This window comes from Photobacterium proteolyticum, from assembly GCF_001939735.1.
GTDB lineage: Bacteria > Pseudomonadota > Gammaproteobacteria > Enterobacterales > Vibrionaceae > Photobacterium > Photobacterium proteolyticum.
This window is the reverse complement of sequence record NZ_MJIL01000087.1, coordinates 103,007-118,955: the sequence shown is the minus strand read 5'-3', so window position 1 is coordinate 118,955 and position 15,949 is coordinate 103,007. Positions and strand designations below refer to the sequence as shown.

Annotated in this window: 13 protein-coding genes; 6 read left to right on the top strand and 7 right to left on the bottom strand. The window is 48.8% G+C overall.

The window, feature by feature from the left end:
• The first annotated feature begins 148 nt into the window (after nucleotides 1–148).
• From uhpA to uhpC, 3 genes are read left to right on the top strand one after another with little or no spacing between them, the layout of a single operon-like run.
• Nucleotides 149–757, top strand: a complete 609-nt coding sequence (uhpA, locus tag BIT28_RS18690) for a response regulator transcription factor UhpA (protein WP_075766455.1) — start codon at nucleotides 149–151, stop codon at nucleotides 755–757.
• The gene (uhpB, locus tag BIT28_RS18685; RefSeq protein WP_075766454.1) at nucleotides 757–2,268 is read left to right on the top strand and encodes a signal transduction histidine-protein kinase/phosphatase UhpB; all 1,512 of its coding nucleotides are present in this window, start codon (nucleotides 757–759) and stop codon (nucleotides 2,266–2,268) included. Before uhpA ends, uhpB begins: the two co-directional genes overlap by 1 nt.
• Before the next feature lie 49 nt (nucleotides 2,269–2,317).
• On the top strand, nucleotides 2,318–3,664 hold the full coding sequence (uhpC, locus tag BIT28_RS18680; protein ID WP_075766453.1) for an MFS transporter family glucose-6-phosphate receptor UhpC: 1,347 nt from the start codon (nucleotides 2,318–2,320) through the stop codon (nucleotides 3,662–3,664).
• Here the strand turns inward: uhpC and BIT28_RS18675 are convergent.
• Complete coding sequence (locus BIT28_RS18675) at nucleotides 3,646–4,308, bottom strand: DUF2982 domain-containing protein (protein WP_075766452.1); 663 nt, start codon at nucleotides 4,306–4,308, stop codon at nucleotides 3,646–3,648. The two genes, uhpC and BIT28_RS18675, sit on opposite strands and share 19 nt — an antisense overlap.
• A gap of 387 nt (nucleotides 4,309–4,695) precedes the next feature.
• Here BIT28_RS18675 and BIT28_RS18670 point away from each other — a divergent pair, with 387 nt between their 5' ends.
• Nucleotides 4,696–5,106, top strand: coding sequence for a MarR family transcriptional regulator (locus BIT28_RS18670; protein ID WP_075766451.1), 411 nt, complete (start codon nucleotides 4,696–4,698; stop codon nucleotides 5,104–5,106).
• Nucleotides 5,107–5,379: 273 nt separating this feature from the next.
• Complete coding sequence (locus tag BIT28_RS18665) at nucleotides 5,380–5,685, top strand: hypothetical protein (protein ID WP_075766450.1); 306 nt, start codon at nucleotides 5,380–5,382, stop codon at nucleotides 5,683–5,685.
• Nucleotides 5,686–5,907: 222 nt separating this feature from the next.
• Here the strand turns inward: BIT28_RS18665 and BIT28_RS18660 are convergent, their stop codons facing one another.
• Both BIT28_RS18660 and BIT28_RS18655 read right to left on the bottom strand, forming a co-directional pair.
• Nucleotides 5,908–7,098 carry an amino acid aminotransferase gene (locus tag BIT28_RS18660; RefSeq protein WP_075766449.1) on the bottom strand — a complete coding sequence of 397 codons (1,191 nt, stop codon included), beginning with the start codon at nucleotides 7,096–7,098 and terminating at the stop codon, nucleotides 5,908–5,910.
• Nucleotides 7,099–7,853: 755 nt separating this feature from the next.
• Nucleotides 7,854–8,072: a VF530 family protein gene (locus BIT28_RS18655; RefSeq protein ID WP_075766448.1), complete on the bottom strand. Its 219-nt coding sequence runs from the start codon at nucleotides 8,070–8,072 to the stop codon at nucleotides 7,854–7,856.
• A gap of 150 nt (nucleotides 8,073–8,222) precedes the next feature.
• Here BIT28_RS18655 and BIT28_RS18650 point away from each other — a divergent pair, with 150 nt between their 5' ends.
• Nucleotides 8,223–8,693 (top strand): YehS family protein, encoded by a 471-nt coding sequence (locus tag BIT28_RS18650; RefSeq protein ID WP_075766447.1) that lies wholly within the window; start codon nucleotides 8,223–8,225, stop codon nucleotides 8,691–8,693.
• 83 nt (nucleotides 8,694–8,776) lie between these two features.
• Here the strand turns inward: BIT28_RS18650 and BIT28_RS18645 are convergent, their stop codons facing one another.
• The 4 genes from BIT28_RS18645 to BIT28_RS18630 all read right to left on the bottom strand — a co-directional run bounded on the left by BIT28_RS18645 (nucleotide 8,777) and on the right by BIT28_RS18630 (nucleotide 15,919).
• Nucleotides 8,777–9,355 (bottom strand): hypothetical protein, encoded by a 579-nt coding sequence (locus BIT28_RS18645; protein WP_075766446.1) that lies wholly within the window; start codon nucleotides 9,353–9,355, stop codon nucleotides 8,777–8,779.
• A gap of 270 nt (nucleotides 9,356–9,625) precedes the next feature.
• Nucleotides 9,626–11,026 carry an asparagine--tRNA ligase gene (gene asnS / locus BIT28_RS18640; protein ID WP_075766445.1) on the bottom strand — a complete coding sequence of 467 codons (1,401 nt, stop codon included), beginning with the start codon at nucleotides 11,024–11,026 and terminating at the stop codon, nucleotides 9,626–9,628.
• An 89-nt stretch (nucleotides 11,027–11,115) separates the two neighbouring features.
• Nucleotides 11,116–12,735: a methyl-accepting chemotaxis protein gene (locus BIT28_RS18635; RefSeq protein ID WP_075766444.1), complete on the bottom strand. Its 1,620-nt coding sequence runs from the start codon at nucleotides 12,733–12,735 to the stop codon at nucleotides 11,116–11,118.
• A 373-nt stretch (nucleotides 12,736–13,108) separates the two neighbouring features.
• Nucleotides 13,109–15,919, bottom strand: coding sequence for a hydrogenase expression protein HypA (locus tag BIT28_RS18630; protein WP_139310493.1), 2,811 nt, complete (start codon nucleotides 15,917–15,919; stop codon nucleotides 13,109–13,111).
• Nucleotides 15,920–15,949: the final 30 nt, after the last annotated feature.

Sequence of the window (15,949 nt, the reverse complement as noted above, 5' to 3'; positions counted from 1 at the left end):
TATGCCTTAACGAATATATGGGAAGTGGGCCTGACTGCTTCTTGTGATAAGGGATGTAATGAATGCTGGGATTTCATTTTTCGCTCTTGCCTGTCAGGGCGGATGGATGTAGCTTATGCCTCTTTTTGCTGTGGCCGGGTGGTGCTAGATGATCAAAGTCGTACTGGTAGATGATCACATTATTGTGCGTTCTGGGTTTGCCCAATTGCTGTCGTTGGAAACCGATATAGAGGTTGTCCGGGAATTTGGCTCTGCGCAGGAAGCAAGGCTGGGCATTCCGGGCAGCCAGGCAACGGTTTGTATTCTGGATATCTCAATGCCGGATGAGAGCGGTTTGTCTCTGCTGGCCGATTTGCCGGAAGGAATAGCCTGCATCATGCTGAGTGTCCACGACTCGGTAGCGATTGTCGAAAAAGCACTGGAAGCAGGGGCCAGGGGCTATTTGAGCAAGCGTTGTAGCCCGGATGAATTAATTCAGGCGGTACGTACGGCGGCAACCGGTGGCTGTTATCTGACACCTGATATTGCACTGAAGCTGGCTTCTCCCGATCGTGGCGGTAAGCAACTGACCCAACTGACCAAGCGTGAGCGTCAGATCGGCGAGATGCTGGCATTGGGGCTGGATGTAAAGACGGTGGCAGCCAAGTTGGGCCTTAGCCATAAGACGGTTCATGTTCATCGTGCCAATGCGATGGACAAACTGAACGTCAAGAATAATGTCGAGCTGGCAAAGTGTTTCGCTTCTGAGGCGCTTTGATGCGTAATTTTGCTATTACCTCCCTGTGTAGCTGGCTGCTGATATCCTGCAGCTGGTTCTGTCTGTGGATCATTGGCTTTTACTTCACGCTCGATCCCGAGCTGGCCGTCTTATTCTTTCCCTTTGCGATGAGATTGGGGATATCTCTTCATGCCCCCAAACAATACTGGCCGGCTATATACGGGGCGGAGTGGTGGCTGATTGTCTCTTTGGCAGTGATGCTCGAACAGCCACAGTGGGTGTCGGTTATTGCCGCGAGTTTACTCAGTCTTCCGGTCCTGTGGCTGGCCCATCGATATTATTACGGCACCCAGTGGCGCAGGTTATGCGTCATGGGGGCTGTGATCGGTCTGACGGCGCTGATAAATACGCTGGCAGTCGCCTCACAAAGCAATCATAGCCTGATGGTACTGCTGGTCAGCATTACCGGCGGGTTGATGCTGGTGCCCAGTTGCTATTTGATTTGGAGCTATTTGTTTCAGAAAGCGTGGATCCCGCTGACTGTCGGTCTGGTGTCTCGCCCTGTTGAGCTGCGAAGCCGGCATGTGGTGCTTTATGCCTCGTTGTTTATGGTTAGTATTGCGATTCAGCTTGGCCTGCCTGATGAGATGCGCCGGTTTGCGCCGTTCTGCCTGGCAATCCCGATTATTCTTCTGGCGTTTCGGTATGGTTGGCAGGGCGCTTTGCTAGGCACCTTGCTAAACAGTGTGGCATTGATTGCGGCCAGAACCGGAGGCAGCAATCTTGAGATCACCGATCTCTTGTTGTCGTTATCGGCTCAGAGCCTGACGGGAATTCTGCTGGGGATGGGGATCCAGCGCCAGCGTGAGCTGAACCAGCAGCTCCGCCATGAACTGGTTCGTAACCACAGCCTGTCCCGTCAGCTGGTAAAGGCAGAAGAATCGGTCCGACGCGAAGTTGCCCGTGAGCTTCATGACGAAATAGGGCAAAACATCACGGCGATTCGTACCCAGGCCTCGATTATCCAGCGTGTTGAAAATACGCCGATGGGGAAGACTTGTGCAACCACGATAGAGTCGCTGTCACTGAATATTTACGATACCACCAAGGGACTGCTGACACAGCTGAGACCGAAGTCACTGGATGATCTCGGCCTTGAAGATGCTGTGCACCAGTTGGTCCGAGAACTCGAGTGCGAAAGCCATGGCATCGATACTCTTATAGACTGGCACCATAACGGTCAGGATTTGGCTGCACTCAGTGACACCATGAGTGTGACTGTGTACCGGATTTGCCAAGAAGCGCTCAATAATATCGTGAAATACGCCAGGGCCTCCGAAGTAAGCATCCGTATCGATATCAGGGAAGAGGTTGAGCTGATTGTCAGGGATAATGGTATCGGTTTTAAGCCGGAGCTGACACTCAATGGATTTGGCTTGCGCGGGATGCGCGAGCGGGTTCAGGCTCTCGGAGGAACCTTCACACTGAACAGCCAGATAACGGGAGAAGCACAGGGCACCGAGCTTAGAGTGACTCTGCCTGTGTTGTAGTTCTGCTTCTGTTGTAACGTCCTTGGGTTGAATGAATAAGTAAAGAATGATGCTGGGTTATCTAAAATCACCGCAATCTGCGCCAACGGTTACCGACACCAAACAGGTCGACGAGATGTACCGTCATTGGCGGTTCCACATAATGTTTACCATGTATATCGGCTATGCCGTGTTTTATTTCACGCGCAAGAGCTTTAACTATGCCTTGCCGGCAATGATCGCTGATCTTGGTATTGATAAAGCCGATATTGGTATGATCGGAACGCTGTTCTATATCACCTACGGTTGTTCGAAGTTTCTTTCCGGGATCATTTCTGACCGTTCTAACCCGCGTTATTTCATGGGGATCGGCCTGATTGCAACGGGTGTGATCAATATCCTGTTTGGCTTTTCGAGCTCATTGCTGGTAATGACAAGCCTGTGGGTACTGAATGCCTGGTTCCAGGGCTGGGGATGGCCACCGTGCTCCAAGTTGATGACAACCTGGTATTCACGTTCAGAGCGTGGCTTATGGTGGTCACTGTGGAGTACTGCCCACAATGTTGGCGGCGCATTGATCCCGCTTCTGGTGGGTTTCCTGACCCTGCATTATAGCTGGCGCTACGGATTCATCATTCCCGGCCTGATTGCTGTTGTGATTGGCCTGGTACTTTGCTGGCGGCTAAGGGATAAGCCCGTGACTCTCGGGCTGCCGACGGTTGGCCGCTGGCGCAAGGACAGCTTGGAGCTGGCCCAGGAAAACGAGGGCAGGGGACTGAGCCACAGTGATATCCTGAGTAAGTACGTGTTGAGCAACAAGTATATCTGGCTGCTGGCGTTTAGTTATGTGCTGGTGTATATCGTGCGCACAGCTGTTAATGATTGGGGTAATTTATATCTTACCGAGCAGCACGGTTACAGCTTGATCACCGCTAACACAACGCTGTCGTTGTTTGAAGTGGGCGGGTTTGTCGGCTCTCTCGTCGCGGGCTGGGGATCTGACCGGCTCTTTGGTGGCAACCGGGGACCGATGAACTTGATCTTCTCTATCGGAATTTTTCTGTCGGTGGCGGCACTGTGGCTGATGCCGATCACTGGTTTTGTGCTTCAGGCTGGCTGCTTTTTTACCATCGGGTTCTTTGTTTTTGGTCCGCAAATGCTAATCGGCATGGCGGCGGCAGAGTGCTCCCATAAAAACTCTGCCGGGGCTGCGACAGGCTTTGTCGGACTGTTTGCCTATATGGGAGCGGCGCTGGCAGGTTATCCGCTGGCCCTGGTGATGGAGTATTACCATTGGTCGGGCTTTTTCACTGTTATCTCGGCGGCAGCGGCTGTGGTGGGTTTGCTATTGTTGCCATTTTTGAAAGCGCAGGAAACCGAGGGAAAGGAAACAGCCAGTTACGAGGCCGCCAGATAACGGCGGGTGAGGCCGACAAAATCCTCGGTTGAGCGGTCGAGCAGATCTTCCGAGATGAAGAAGTCATAGCCGAGCAGCTCACGGTTGTATTGCATTCGGTTGGCCAGCATAGCCAGCAAACCTTTGAAGGTTTTTCCGCTACGACCGATGTAGTGTGTATCGTCAAACAGCATGTCTTCTATTTCATGGGGTGGGTTATCCATCCGCTTGTAGGCAAGAAACAGCAATGCCCGTTGCTCGAGCAGGATCTTGCTGGCAATACGAGGACAGATGGCGTCAAGGAACTCTTCGTAATCCTTCAGCCGGATCCCGACCCAAGGTATCGGCTGGTGCCAACCTTGGTTGGCAATTGTGGCAGGGCCGATCTCGGCAATATTCTTCCATCGCGCAAGCCAGCCGCCACTCGGGCTATGAAACTGAATATGCATAAAGGTAAGAGTAAAGGACAGCTCGGGCTCTTGCGCCTGTTTTATCGCGATGATCAGTAAGGTGACGATTGCCAGCAATAAGATGGCGACAGCGGCAGATTTAATCGCCGGCACAAGGAACACCGTCAGGCCAAGGGCAATAAATGCTGCCAGGCTGATAATCAGCAGAAGTCCCCGGGGCTTCGATATCGGTGGCTTTATATAGCGTGTCTCCAAGCTGTTCTCCTTACTGATCGCTTCTCTTAATTATGGCTGATCCCGTGGCATAATATTTTTGTGCCCACTAATGCATATTAGTCAATGAGATTTTAATGAAGTAGCCATAATTGGACCTATTTGCTGAAAATACCCGCTTAGTTATAGGTTATCGTTTGATATTAGATACATTTTTAGGCAGCTACTAATTGTCGGAAATGAGAACCCTGCGCTTATTTTTGAGTAAAATCATGTTTTGTTGCGGGTTAAATGACCGTTTGCTGGCATTTCTCTAACATACTTGGTATAACACGCGCTTACTTTTTCCCGCTGGAAATACCAAGCTCATTCATTCCTTGACTGGTATATGGTGGTGACTGAAAGTAGTGCAACGGAGTAGGAAATTTAATGAGAATCTCTCACAAACGTAAAGTTCAGCTTAAGCTGCAAAAACGCGTAAAAGCAACGGTAGCAGCAGTAGCCAAACCGGCAGCCGTGAAAGCTGCTGTAAAAAAAGCACCAACTGCAGAAACAGTAAAAGCTGCTCCAGCGGCAAAACCTGTTGAAGAGCAAAAGCCAGTTGAAGCGGTAGCTCCGGCTGCGGCTCAAGTGTCTTTAACTCCAAAACAGCAGGCAGTGCTGGATATTGTGGTTAAGAACATTGAAGGTATCAATCCTAAGGGTATTGGTCTTCAAGCTGGCCAGGAAGATGCGAAAGCAGCTTCATGGGCAACAGGTGCGCTTAAGAAACTGGCCGAAGAAGGTCTGGTTGAGCGTATCCAATTGGCAGGTAACAAAGTACTTTATAAAGCACTTTAATCCTTGCCGAGCCCGCTCCTGCCAAAGCAGGAGCGGGTGTCCTTCTTAATTCTTATCCAAGCTGTTCTTTTTCTGACACATCTCTGCCTACCTTTCTTTCAGATATTCATCCTGCAATCCGCGATATTGAATCGAACAAATCAGTCATTTCTATTGGCACTTGATTTTATTGACAAATTTACTTTGCCGCTGTCGATATTCCGCAGCTCTGCTATAACTTAACTATAACGGAGTAAACTCTTCAGGGAAATTGATACTCGGAGGCTATATTTTATGACAATGATAAGTGCTAGAGAGTTTTCTGACTGGCTCCGCAATCGCTTTGCTGATGAAGATCAAGGGGTATGTTTGACGCGCGAAGATATCAATCAGCTAACGGGCAGGCAGAGTTTTTCTCTGGGATTTGTCCATGATATTCACTACGAGCTGATGCAGCATGGAATGGCCTTTGTTACTGATACTTCAAGAGAAACCTTTTACTTGGTCCCTGTTTCTAACAAGCCCTGGCGAGAGCAGTTAGAACACCAATATGAGAGGGAGCTTTTTTGCAATGTCTTGCCCCTCGATAAATCTGGCTGAAGAAGCCGAGCGACTCAGGATGAAAGATAAAGGTAAAGGCGATTCAGGCTCAAAGTAACAGATTTTCTTTGCATCGTTAAATTTGAGACAGATGAGTTTGAAAGGCTATACAGCTAAAGAGTACACAGGTGAAGAAAAGGGCGCGAAGAGCGCCCTTTTTGTTGTTTAGATGCTTTAACGTGGAAGTTCTATATTACAGAGCTTCGGCTTGAAAAGCCCAAGTTAAAGTACAGCTGCGATACCCTTGCACAGCGGCGGCATGTTGGATTTTGTCATGCCCGCGACGCTGATCCGGCCCGAGCCAACAATGTAGATACCGAATTCTTCTTTTAGGCGGTTAACCTGATCTTTGTTGAGGCCTGAGAAAGAGAACATACCGTTCTGGCGCTCGATGAAGCTGAAGTCTGCCTCGACACCCAGATCTTTCAGAGTTTGCACGAACAGCGTACGCATTTCCTGAATACGGTCGCGCATGTCGGCAACCTCTTGTTCCCACTCGGCGCGCAGGGCAGCATCGTTTAGGATTTCGGTAACAATTGCTGCACCGTGAGCTGGTGGGTTAGAGTAAATTACACGGGCAATGCTCTTCACCTGGCTAAAGGCCGTCACTGCCAGCTCGTTGCTTTCGGCAACAAGGGTAAAGGCACCGACACGCTCGTTGTATAGGCCGAAGTTCTTGGAGAAGGAGCTAGCAACCAGCAGCTCTTTACACTGAGCAGCGAAAATACGCAGGCCTTGTGCATCTTCTTCTACGCCTTTTGCGAAGCCCTGGTAGGCAAAATCAAACATTGGCAGCAGTTGCTTCTCAACACAAAGCTCAGCCAATTTCTGCCATTGCGCGGCGTCCGGGTCGATACCTGTTGGGTTATGGCAGCAACCGTGAAGCAGAACGATGTCGCCAGGCGCAGCGTTAGCCAGATCAGCCAGGGCAGAATCGAAGTCCATGTCTTTGGTTTCTGCGTTGTAGTAGGCATATTGTACAGTTTCCAAACCGGCAGCCTTGAATACACCCATGTGGTTGGCCCAGGTCGGGTTGCTGATCCACACTTTTACATCGCCTAGCTGGCGCTTGATAAACTCGGCAGCAACACGAAGGGCACCGGTACCACCTGGTGCCTGAGCGGTTTGCGCGCGTTTGTCCGAAATAATGGATGCATCAGCACCGAAAAGTAACTGCTGAACAGCTAAACCGTATTCAGCAGTACCAGGAATGCTGAGGTAGGATTTAGTTGTTTCTTTTTCCAATAAAATAGCTTCTGCTTTTTTTACTGTTGCCAGAACAGGGGTATTGCCAGACTCATCCTTGTAGATACCCACACCCAGGTTAATTTTTTCCGGGCGGGCGTCTTTTTTGAACTCTTCGGTCAGGCCTAAAATTGGGTCGGCAGGTGCAGCAGTAATTTTCTCAAACATCGTGGTCATCCATGCTGGTAAAAACAAACGGTCATAACCTTATTTATACCCTTTGTAGGTAAGTATTGACAACAAAATGCAACAATTTCATGAAAGATTTTTTCAAAGTCGCTCATAGTTATAGCTTTTGGTTAATCTTCACCAGTTTATGACAATCGTTACTAATTTCATTTGTAATAAAATTACAATATTTAGCCACATATAGAGGTGCAAAAATACACTTTTTGATTGTTTTTTCGTTGTTTAAAAATGAATGTGTGTAATTTTACAATATTTGGCGATATCTGAGGTTGTTGGTATGAAATTGATCACAGATGGTAGGGGGTGGCTTCCAATAGGATTGCTCTCCGATGGAAACGGTCAAATATGATGAATTCGGTCTGTTTATTGTACTAAAGGATATAAAAAGCCCTGCTTTAATAACATACTGTCGATAAACATACCAAATCACAATTCTTACATTGTTCGTCATATTCAGCCTGGAGTTGGAAGTTACCGTTATTGCAAGAAAGTTTCAGGTTACGGTGGTATGTATCGGGGATAATTAATAGAAAAGCCACGCCTTTCGTTTTGGCAAATATGGAAGGTGAAGATGAGCCGATCTCCGCTTCGGAGCAAGTAACTCTGAAGCCTGAAACGGCCTAATTCAGTGCTTTCTAGCGTCTCCTGTTCAGAAAGGCCTGCCCGGTTACGCGGCTGGCCTTTAGGGTATGTAATGACGACAGCATTTGTGACTTGTCAGTGTTTATACGTTCCTAGATAAAGAAGGTATCAAGGTATAGCTGTTCGACTTCTTTTCTTGCCCATTCAGTACGGCGGAGAAATTTCAGGCTCGACTTCATGCTCGGGTCATTGTTGAAGCAGCGGACGTTAACCAGCCTGCCCAGTTCTTCCCAGCCATAGTGATCAACCAGCTCGCCGAGTAGGGTTTGCAGAGTAATACCGTGCAGCGGGTTATTGGGTTGCGTGTTCATGTGCTTTGTTTCTTCGCTTGATCTGAGTGACGGTCACTATAGCAGCTTTAAATCAGCGTTTGTAACTAATGGGGGCTATTATCTGGTAAAGTAGCGGGCAATTTCGCAGTACGTCATTTCGGCAATGCTGCACTAATACTAGGATTTACTGTGCTTAACAACGACATCTTGCGACGTATTCGCTATACCTTTGATTATAACGATGCGGCAATGATCAGCATTTTTGCTGCCGCGGACCATGAGGTAACCCGAGAGCAAGTTAGCGGCTGGTTGAAGAAAGATGATGATGCTGCATTTAAGAAGTGTACTGACCGTGAACTGGCGATTTTCCTCAATGGCCTGATTAATACAAAACGCGGCAAGAAGGAGGGCGTTCAGCCTGAGCCTGAGTCACGTCTAACCAATAACATGATTTTCATGAAGTTGCGTATTGCATTGAATTTCAAGGCTGAAGATATACTTGAAATTATGGAGTCGGTTGATTTCAATATGAGCAAGCATGAGCTAAGCGCTTTTTTCCGAAAACCAGACAACAAGCATTACCGTGAATGTAAAGATCAGATTCTGCGTAACTTCCTGCTTGGTGTTCAGCAGAAGTTCCGTCCGGGTTCTGCAGAGTAATACTGAGATCAAACACATCGATTTAGTGTGATAAACAAAGGCTACCCAAGGGAAGGGTGGCCTTTGTTATAGTTGGAACCGCCTTAGCTGAGCTGTTCATCCAGCGAGATTTCTCCCTCATGCTGTGTCAGCAGCATTTTTTGGATATTGAAACCGCAAAGCATGAGAATAAGACACCAATTTAAGAAAGGAAGTGTACTTTTTTCCAGACTTTCAGAGAGTTGAGTTGGTTTCCACTGAAAGGTGTCGCAAAGGTTTTCTACCGTTATGCCGGTGAAGGTGTTGTCACCAATAATGCGCTTAAATTCTTTGTCGCTAGGCATTTCAAAAATGCTTCTATTTTTAAACGCAGTTGGTTTGAATGCGCGCATTACTTTCCTTGCATCGACATTAATAGGCTGACCGTTATTTTGAATATTCGGGCGGCCAGCAAGGGCTGCGAGAAAACACCAGCAAGGGTAGGGAATATTAGAAATATTCTCAGGTTCACGCTTGTAGCGTGACATCCAATCAGAGAGTTTTTTCTCTTGTAGGCCAGTTAAACGGGCGAGGGTTGCTGAATCATACCCATACTCTTTTAGCAGGTTGATAATTTCAGCGACTTCTGAAACGAAGGGTTTGGCCCACAGGCTTGCTGGCGCGAGGGTAGTTTCTCTGATCATATTAGACTCATCGGGTTTAGTGCTGGTGCTTAGGGCACACAAGCGGATAGGCATAAGCTTATTCGATGCGAATGAGTAAGTCTATTCGTCTGACTCTGTTCGCTATCTATGATATTCCACCTGTCGATATTGCGGCCAGTTATGTAGGGGGGGCGGAATCAGGCTGAAAGAAATAGCAAGGCTGAAAACAAACAGGACGAGCATAAAGCTCGTCCTGTTAAGTCGGTGACCTACCTCTATAGATAGGTTCCTGTGCACTTCTAACTGAGATTAGAAGTTTGCAGAGCGTGGCGCACGTGGGAATGGAATTACGTCACGGATGTTAGCCATACCTGTTACGTAAGTTACCAGACGCTCGAAGCCCAGACCGAAGCCTGAGTGAGGAACAGAGCCGTAGCGACGCAAGTCACGGTACCAGCCCATGTGTTCAGGGTCGATACCCATTTCAACCATACGCTTGTCAAGAAGCTCCAGGCGTTCTTCACGCTGAGAACCACCGATGATTTCACCTATACCCGGCGCCAGTACGTCCATTGCGGCTACTGTCTTGCCATCGTCGTTCATACGCATGTAGAACGCTTTGATGTCTTTCGGGTAGTTCTTCACAACAACAGGTGCTTTGAAGTGTTCTTCGGCAAGGTAACGCTCGTGTTCGGAAGACATATCGATGCCCCACTCAACATCGAACTCGAACTCACGGCCAGAATCTTTCAGGATCTGGATAGCGTCAGTGTAGTCAACCTGTGCAAAATCTGAAGTTACAAACTGCTCTAGACGAGTAATTGCATCTTTGTTGATACGCTGCGCGAAGAATTCAAGATCATCGCGACGCTCTTCAAGAACGGCTTTGAATACATACTTCAGCATGTCTTCAGCCAGTTTTGCTACGTCATCAAGCTCAGCGAATGCAACTTCTGGCTCAACCATCCAGAATTCAGCCAGGTGACGGCTGGTGTTCGAGTTTTCAGCACGGAACGTCGGGCCGAACGTGTATACCTTGCTCAGAGCACAAGCGTAAGCTTCTGCGTTTAGCTGGCCAGATACAGTCAGGAAGGTTTCTTTACCAAAGAAATCTTTGTCAAAGTCAACTTCACCTGCGTCAGTCATCGGTGTGTTCACCATGTCCAGGGTAGAAACACGGAACATTTCACCGGCACCTTCACAGTCAGAAGCTGTGATCAGTGGCGCAGACATCCAGAAGAAACCTTGCTCGTGGTAGAAGCGGTGGATCGCTTGAGACAGGCAGTTACGTACACGTGCAACCGCACCGATCACGTTAGTACGTGGGCGCAGGTGAGCCACTTCACGAAGGTACTCGATAGAGTGACGTGTTTTTGCCATTGGGTAAGTGTCTGGGTCTTCAACCAGGCCAACGATTTTTACTTCAGTTGCCGCAAGCTCGAAATCCTGACCTTTAGCCGGTGATTCAACAATCTTGCCAGTCACCTCAACAGAGCAACCAGTTGTCAGTTTAAGTACTTCTTCCTGGTAATTATTTAACTCATTAGGGACCACGGCCTGAATCGGGTCGAAACAAGAGCCGTCATAAATGGCAAGGAAAGAGATTCCAGCTTTGGAATCACGACGTGAGCGGATCCAACCGCGAACAGTGACTTCAGTGTCTACTGCTAGCTTTCCGCTTAATACGTCTGTTACAGGCGCGTAAGTCATGTTTAAATTATTCTCCGTTAAGGCACTTTATAGATCTGTACTTAAAGATACAGTCCGAAAGAGCAATATTACCTGTCTTACGTCAAGCATCAAGCATTGTTATCACTTGAAAGGGTAAATTGATGAAGTAATCGCTCTAGTTGTTCGGCCAACTGCTCAAGATTTACACTAATCTCACGAGATTGTAGTGCATGAGCGGAGGTATCGTCTGCATGACTGGTAATGGTTTCGACTTTTGTTCTGATGGAATCGGCCATATTGGCTTGGGCAGAACTTTGCTGCTGAATATCGTTGGCGTGGTTATTGACTACCTGAATGCCGCTACCGATTTCGGACAATGCATGGGACAACTGTTCGATGGTCGCCATTTTGCTATGGGCGGTCTGACAGGTTGCTTCGACGGCACTGGCTGACGCTTCGCAATCACTGTGCAGCGCTTCGATAATTGACTGGATATCACCGGTAGCCTGATGGGTACGGTTGGCCAGGTTGCGAACTTCTTCGGCAACGACGGCGAAACCGCGGCCCTGCTCACCAGCTCGGGCAGCCTCAATCGCGGCATTCAGAGCCAGCAGGTTAGTTTGTTCGGCAATGGATCGGATCACATCTAGAATACTGGCAACCTGCTGGCTTTGCTCATTCAGGTTATCAATACGACTTTTGACGTTTTCGATATCGGAGACCAGAACTTTGATGTCATTGCCGGCATCGTTGGCCAACTGAGTACCCAGAATTGCTGATTGAGAAGCACTCTGGCTCAAGTTTGCAGCTTCCGTGGTGCGTTGTTCTATGTCATGTTGCTGGTGCTGCATATCATCGATGGCAACAAACATTTCAGATGTTTCATTGCGCTGACTGTCAGCGGCATTGGTGGTATCTGCCGATACATTGATTAACTGATTGGCCTGTAGGGTAAGTGATTCTGAGGTATTTTGTACTTGTTGCAGGCTGGCAGAGAAGTTATCAAGCATCTGATCATAGCTATGACACAGCTCGCCGATCTCATCGGTCCGGGTTTCATTGAGGCGTCCGCTCAAATCTTTGTTCACACTAGTTTGCTTCATGTACTCCGAGACTCGGCGTAACGGCCTGACAATCATTCTGCGGATCAGGGTTAACGAGAACAGAAAGCCGGTTGCTGCAATCGCAGCCATAATTCCGCCAGCAATCAGTAGTTGCTCATTGACGCGCTGATAGAGAGGGCCTAGGTTATATTCCAGACGAACCACGCCAAGCACCTCGCCCTCGGGCACGATGTGGCACTGGAGGCAGTTGGTGCCGCGATAGTTGGAACTGGCCTTCATTGGCAGGGCAACAAGTAGGCTTTGGCTGTTATTGGTGGTGATAGTTTCGGTAATTTGCTCACCTTTAAGTGCGCGTTGGTCAAATTCGTCAACTGGCGCCTGATCTTCAAGGCCCGGACCGAATATATTCGTTACCGCCGGGCTTCGGATGACACGGACGTTTTCGATCCCGCTGTGGGAAAGAACCTTGTCCCGCAAGGTTTCGCGCTGGGCCATGGTCCCTGTCAGCATCATCATGTTCAGGCTGTCAAAGTAGTTGCCGGCTTTATCCAGGGTTTGCTCGCTAATAACCGACTCTAGTAGTACTTTTTGCTGGCGCGATTCATAGGCCAGTGATGTGATCAGCACGACGGTGAACACGATGAATAGTGTTAAGAGGAGCTTGTGAGCAATTGTTAAGCGCATCTTCCATGATCTCTTTGTAGGGCTTCACGTAATCTGAATCGGTACCGCCCGAGCCTCTTCTTTTTCCACGGCAGCAGCCAAAGCAACGGGAAGGTAATTGCCTAGCTTTTTGACATGTTGAAGAGCGACTTCAGTTGGTTCAGATAACAGTTCTGTCTGTTATTCTTATAATTTTTATATGGGTATATTGTACTTGTTGCGGTTGTTAAAAAATAGTTTTGCGTTGGTTATTGTGAAGTTGGACGTGACAAGTGGGTCACAAATAAAACAGATTTTGAAAAATATCGGCACATTTTGCTTTGACAAAAAAAAGCTCGACAATGCGAGCTTTTTTCTGTCTATATAACTGGATATTCACCCAGATGGTAGGGGTTTATGGTGCAGGCTGCGGTGGAGGTGCCGGAGGTGCACATTCAAGCCCATCGTTAAGAACGGTACCTGCAATCGGCCCTTCTTCAGGGATCTCGGGATTGTCTAACAGCTCTTGGTGGGTAACATTCGGCACGCTTGATGCGCTTATTAACGAGATAATATCACTCCACATCTCGCCGTCATCGGCTGCGAACTGCAAGTTTGCATCTTCCTGCCAGCGGGTCTGGTGGTTAAACCCCTTGATAGCGAAACGGAAACCGTCTGTATCGGTCATTGCTATTCGCTCGTTTAACGAACCGTCAACAGCCTCGTAATATAACGTACCGTCATTTTCGAGTTTCCACCTGATCGGGATATTAAATTTGCAACCACCCTCGTGAATGTAATTCCCAGTGAAAAAGTCGCCTTCAAAATTATCGCTGAGCTTCAGGAAGCGCGAGCTGTCACCAGCAAAGCGCAACGCCTTATCGTCACTGGTGTTACCGGTTTGTCCGATGAGCAGTGATTCGGTGAAGCGCGGGTTTCGCTGCTCCCAGATGACTTTGCACAGTGCAACTTGTTCCTGATATTGCGCCAGAGTTTTCTTGGTTACAGGGGTGGCAGAAGGTTGAGCCCATCCAGAATTCTGCGTAGTACAGGCAGCCAGCTGGTCAGGCGCATACTGCTTGGTTAAGAGGGTTGAGATCTGATTGCCGGTTTCGCTGTTAGCCGAGTAGACCTTGAGAGCCAGAATTCCTCTGTTGCGATCCAGGCTGGTTAATGACCAGTAGTCAAATCTATCAGCGTCGGAGCTATTCGGGGTGAGTTGTAGGTAGCCTTCGTCGCTGAGTGCCCATTGGCGGTTGCCGGGAACCAGAGCTGTATTGTTGTACTGTTCCCAACTATTGTTGCTGCGCAGGATCATGGCCGAGATATCTCCCTGCTCGGAGATCTGGATCAGGTGTTGATCGACAAGTGCATTGGCACTTTGCGAGGTGAATCGCTCGTCGCCACCGCACTCTGTGACGGCATTGAGGAATTTGCTCAGATTGGTCCCGAAGCCATCGCCGAAGTTACAAACCCCGAACGGAGGCAGGTTTTCACGGCTGGTTGCAGCAAAAATCTGCTCCTTGGCGACATTATCGAAGCCGGAAAAGTGGAAGGTATCATTATCAAGCAGGCTCTCGCCAATATGGACAAAACCGCGATCTTCGACCAAGAACAGGTTTTGTTGTTCAAATGGGTAGTTGTCAGACAACTGCTTGATAACAGCCGGCACCTCGAAGCGGAGCATGGCTTTGTCAGAGATATTGATAGGGGCCCAGGTACTGACCTCCTGCACGCTCCAGCTATCGCCTGCAATGTTGACCCAGTACCTAGCGGTAAAAACATTGTCGGTAATAAATTCGACAACAACGTTATCTGCGACTTTGAAGCCGTTTATATTGTCAATATTGCTTGCCGCATCACTCGGATCTGTCAGGACACTGTCCAGGTCGGTATAGCCGGTATCGGGCAGTAACACGGGCGAGATCCGGCAGTCGGTATTGTTGTTGCTGTTGTCACACAACAGGTAGCGTTCATTTTCAGGTCGCCAGGTGAAGTAAAACCCGAATGCGCCGTCTTCAAATGTCGCCTCTGGCTGGACATAGCGGGTAACGTAATGGTTATCTTTGCCAGACAGGTAGTCATGGATCTTTTTGCCGGAAAGAGGATACACGCTGGCATTCATAGTGATCCCTGTTTCGTCTTCCTTGCTCAGTGCTGCATCGGTCAGTAACAGGGTTTTTGCTGTTGCGACCTCGACCTTGAGGTAGTCGAACAGGCCGACCCAGCCGTCGGATGTGAGCACCTGATGGGTAATGTCGTCAGAGCCGAAGCTGGTCGAACCGCTGAGATAGGTGAAAACTTCCGACAGCGAGATATCTTCAGCGCCGTTTTTATCCCAGCGATACTCAGTGATGGTTGTTTCCCCGATCTCGGCCTCTTGTCCGTCGTATACCATTTGCTCAGCGAGAATGCCGCTGCCGCTGTTGGAACTGAAGCTGCCAACTTTCCAGTAGCCATCGTTGAGGATAGCCTGAACATTGGCCTCGGCAGCTGCCTGCTCTGTGACGAAGCGCTCCATTCTGCCTGCTGTCATACTTTGTACGATAGAAAGCGAGATCAGGTTGCTAAGTCTCATGTTTTCAAGTCCTACTTTGGGTAGCAAGGTTGCCTCAAAATCATCGGCAATAGCGTTGAGATCCTGCTGGAACAAGAACAGTTTGCTGCGTGACGGATTAGAAAAGATCTCCTCGAAGATCCCCCAGCTCTCGTCAATCTGAATTCGCTGGGTCAGGGCATAATAGGCTAGGCTTGATTTCAGGCTGACGGCAATCCTTTCTTCGACGAGAGGTGCCATATAAAGGTGAGACGGGATCGCATCACCAATCGTTACCGTAATATCCGGAGTAGGAGACTGATCGATGAGCAGTACGGCATTGACTCTGAGCCGGGTTCCGGCTTCTATCACATAGGTACCGTTGCCGAGGTTTTGCCAGCTGGCGATATCAATACGCTCGAGGATCTTTCCTTTGCTGTCTAGCCAGACGGCGGCAAAACTGCCTTCGTTAAGATTCGCCTGAGCTTCCGCATAGGCGGAGCTGATAACGCCCCAGCCGGTCGTTTTGGCGGTGAGTAACTCCGTCGGTGTATCAACGGTAATTGTAAACTTGGTTAAGGCAGGAGCGGCCTCTCCGGCTGCTACGGGTTCGTCTTTACCCCCGCCGCCGCAAGCCATGAGCAACAGGCAGCAGAAAGCGGCAAGGCAATATCCTAGATAAGCGCGCATAACAACATCCCCAAACATTTATTATGTTTT

Excerpts from the sequence above, each read along its gene's own strand:
- uhpA (WP_075766455.1), top strand. The coding sequence starts at position 149 with ATGATCAAAGTCGTACTGGTAGATGATCACATTATTGTGCGTTCTGGG.
- uhpB (WP_075766454.1), top strand. The coding sequence starts at position 757 with ATGCGTAATTTTGCTATTACCTCCCTGTGTAGCTGGCTGCTGATATCC.
- uhpC (WP_075766453.1), top strand. The coding sequence starts at position 2,318 with ATGCTGGGTTATCTAAAATCACCGCAATCTGCGCCAACGGTTACCGAC.
- BIT28_RS18670 (WP_075766451.1), top strand. The coding sequence starts at position 4,696 with ATGAGAATCTCTCACAAACGTAAAGTTCAGCTTAAGCTGCAAAAACGC.
- BIT28_RS18665 (WP_075766450.1), top strand. The coding sequence starts at position 5,380 with ATGACAATGATAAGTGCTAGAGAGTTTTCTGACTGGCTCCGCAATCGC.
- BIT28_RS18660 (WP_075766449.1), bottom strand. The coding sequence starts at position 7,098 with ATGTTTGAGAAAATTACTGCTGCACCTGCCGACCCAATTTTAGGCCTG.
- BIT28_RS18655 (WP_075766448.1), bottom strand. The coding sequence starts at position 8,072 with ATGAACACGCAACCCAATAACCCGCTGCACGGTATTACTCTGCAAACC.
- BIT28_RS18645 (WP_075766446.1), bottom strand. The coding sequence starts at position 9,355 with ATGATCAGAGAAACTACCCTCGCGCCAGCAAGCCTGTGGGCCAAACCC.
- asnS (WP_075766445.1), bottom strand. The coding sequence starts at position 11,026 with ATGACTTACGCGCCTGTAACAGACGTATTAAGCGGAAAGCTAGCAGTA.
- BIT28_RS18635 (WP_075766444.1), bottom strand. The coding sequence starts at position 12,735 with ATGCGCTTAACAATTGCTCACAAGCTCCTCTTAACACTATTCATCGTG.
- BIT28_RS18630 (WP_139310493.1), bottom strand. The coding sequence starts at position 15,919 with ATGCGCGCTTATCTAGGATATTGCCTTGCCGCTTTCTGCTGCCTGTTG.